Genomic DNA, 1,828 nt, shown 5'->3' with positions numbered 1-1,828 from the left:
CATATTACTATGCTAGCTTATAATATGAGTAAGTTTGAGTAGCTTCAGGTAAATATTTTTGAACTGATTTCAGCCCTGATGTATTTTACAGCGGATACTCAGGCTCGTATCCTCGCCCGCTTCCACTTTGCTCTGATTGAGACTGGCTTTCTGTTTGTTGGCAAGGCAGAGATGCTGCTGACTCATGCTGACCTTTTTATTCCAGCCAATCTTAAATATCGAATCTTTTCCAAAGTATGTAAAATAAGTTTGCGCGATCGGCTGCTAGTAATGTCCGACTCTGGCAACGAAGAAGGGACCGATCGCTTGGTGATGAATATGCGTTTGCGGGACGAAGCTTTAGAAACTTTACCGACAGCACAGATAATTGTAGATAAGGAGGGCAACTTAGCGCTGGTAAATCGGCAGGCTAAGATTTTGTTTGGTCTAACTTCCCACGATTTAAACCGCCCTTTGCACGATCTCGAACTTTCTTACCGTCCGGCTGACTTGCGATCGCGTATAGATCGAGCTTACAGCCAACGCCGTACAGTCGCGATTTCCGATGTGGAACTAATTCGGGCAGACGATCGTGTGACGTGGCTGGAAATTCACCTGATTCCCCTGCTGGATACCAACGGCGATATACTTGGCATATCAATAGTCTTCAACGATGTGACGCGCTACAACCAGTTAGAGCGAGAACTTCAGCGGTCTACCCAGGAACTGGAAACCGCCTACGAAGAACTCCAGAGTAGCAATGAAGAATTGGAAACTACGAATGAAGAACTTCAGAGTACTAACGAAGAACTGGAGACTACGAATGAGGAACTTCAGAGTACTAACGAAGAATTGGAGACCATGAACGAGGAACTTCAGTCTTCCAACGAAGAACTTCACACCACCAACGAAGAACTGTGTCTGCGTACTGATGAATTTAACCGTGTCAACATTTTCTTGGATGCCGTTCTCACCAGCTTGCGTATTGCAATGGTTGTTTTAGATACCCGTCTTGGCGTCCAACTTTGGAACAATACGGCTGAGGATTTGTGGGGCTTGCGATCTGACGAAGCTATTGGGCGTTTCTTCTTTGATTTAGATATCGGTTTGCCAGTAGAACAACTGCGGGTACTAACCCGTACCTGCCAGAATGGGAAGTGGGAGGAACAGCAAGTGGTGTTAGATGCTGTTCCGTAGAGGCAGAAATATTCGCTGTCGCGTTATTTGCACGCCGCTGATTGTGGGAAGCGAGATCGAAGGGATCATCCTCCTGATGGATGAGCGGCATGATTGACCCACTACCCGCCGCAAATTTTCGCTTTGTAACCCTGTTGAATCAGAACCTGAACAAGCCTCTGACCGCAATCCCCTTGAATTTCAATGGTATTGTCTTTAACAGTGCCACCAGTACCGCATTGAGTTTTCAACTGTTTGAGCAAGGCGTTGAGAGTTTCCGGCTTACTTTGAAAACCAGTAATTATCGTTACAGTTTTGCCCTTGCGACCTTTACGGGATGCCTGCACTCGGAGGTCTTGTTGATTTGGCGGTAGTTCTGGGACTGCTCGTTCTAGAGCTGCTGAGTTGTCTGGGACCGATCGTTTTAGAGCAGCCGAGTTGTCGCCGTTGCCAAATTCCGAATAGACGATGCGATTTTCAGTGAAGGTTTTGAGGTCGGAAGATTTGCGTTTTGAAGAAGACATAAAAGGCACCAATTATCTAAGAAGATCAGCTTTGTTTGTGCATTCTTTTTCACAGTATTACCAATTTCCCTTGCTCTTCCGTACTTAGTGTGCTAAAATGTTATAATAGCGCCGAACAATAGTACATTTAGAATCAATTATGAAAAGAA

General features: G+C 45.5%; 2 protein-coding genes. One reads left to right on the top strand and one right to left on the bottom strand.

Going from position 1 to position 1,828, the window contains the following annotated elements:
* The first annotated feature begins 78 nt into the window (after positions 1 to 78).
* Positions 79 to 1,176: a PAS domain-containing protein gene (locus tag LAY41_RS32065; protein ID WP_249106748.1), complete on the top strand. Its 1,098-nt coding sequence runs from the start codon at positions 79 to 81 to the stop codon at positions 1,174 to 1,176.
* 101 nt (positions 1,177 to 1,277) lie between these two features.
* Here the strand turns inward: LAY41_RS32065 and LAY41_RS32060 are convergent, their stop codons facing one another.
* A complete protein-coding gene (locus LAY41_RS32060; RefSeq protein WP_249106746.1) occupies positions 1,278 to 1,679 on the bottom strand; it encodes a translation initiation factor in 402 nt (133 codons plus the stop codon).
* Between the last annotated feature and the right edge of the window lie 149 nt (positions 1,680 to 1,828).

Source organism: Argonema galeatum A003/A1, assembly GCF_023333595.1.
Classification (GTDB): domain Bacteria; phylum Cyanobacteriota; class Cyanobacteriia; order Cyanobacteriales; family Aerosakkonemataceae; genus Argonema; species Argonema galeatum.
Note: the sequence above shows the minus strand (reverse complement) of the source record. Positions and strands in the feature narration are given on the sequence as shown.

Excerpts from the sequence above, each read along its gene's own strand:
- LAY41_RS32065 (WP_249106748.1), top strand. The coding sequence starts at position 79 with ATGTATTTTACAGCGGATACTCAGGCTCGTATCCTCGCCCGCTTCCAC.
- LAY41_RS32060 (WP_249106746.1), bottom strand. The coding sequence starts at position 1,679 with ATGTCTTCTTCAAAACGCAAATCTTCCGACCTCAAAACCTTCACTGAA.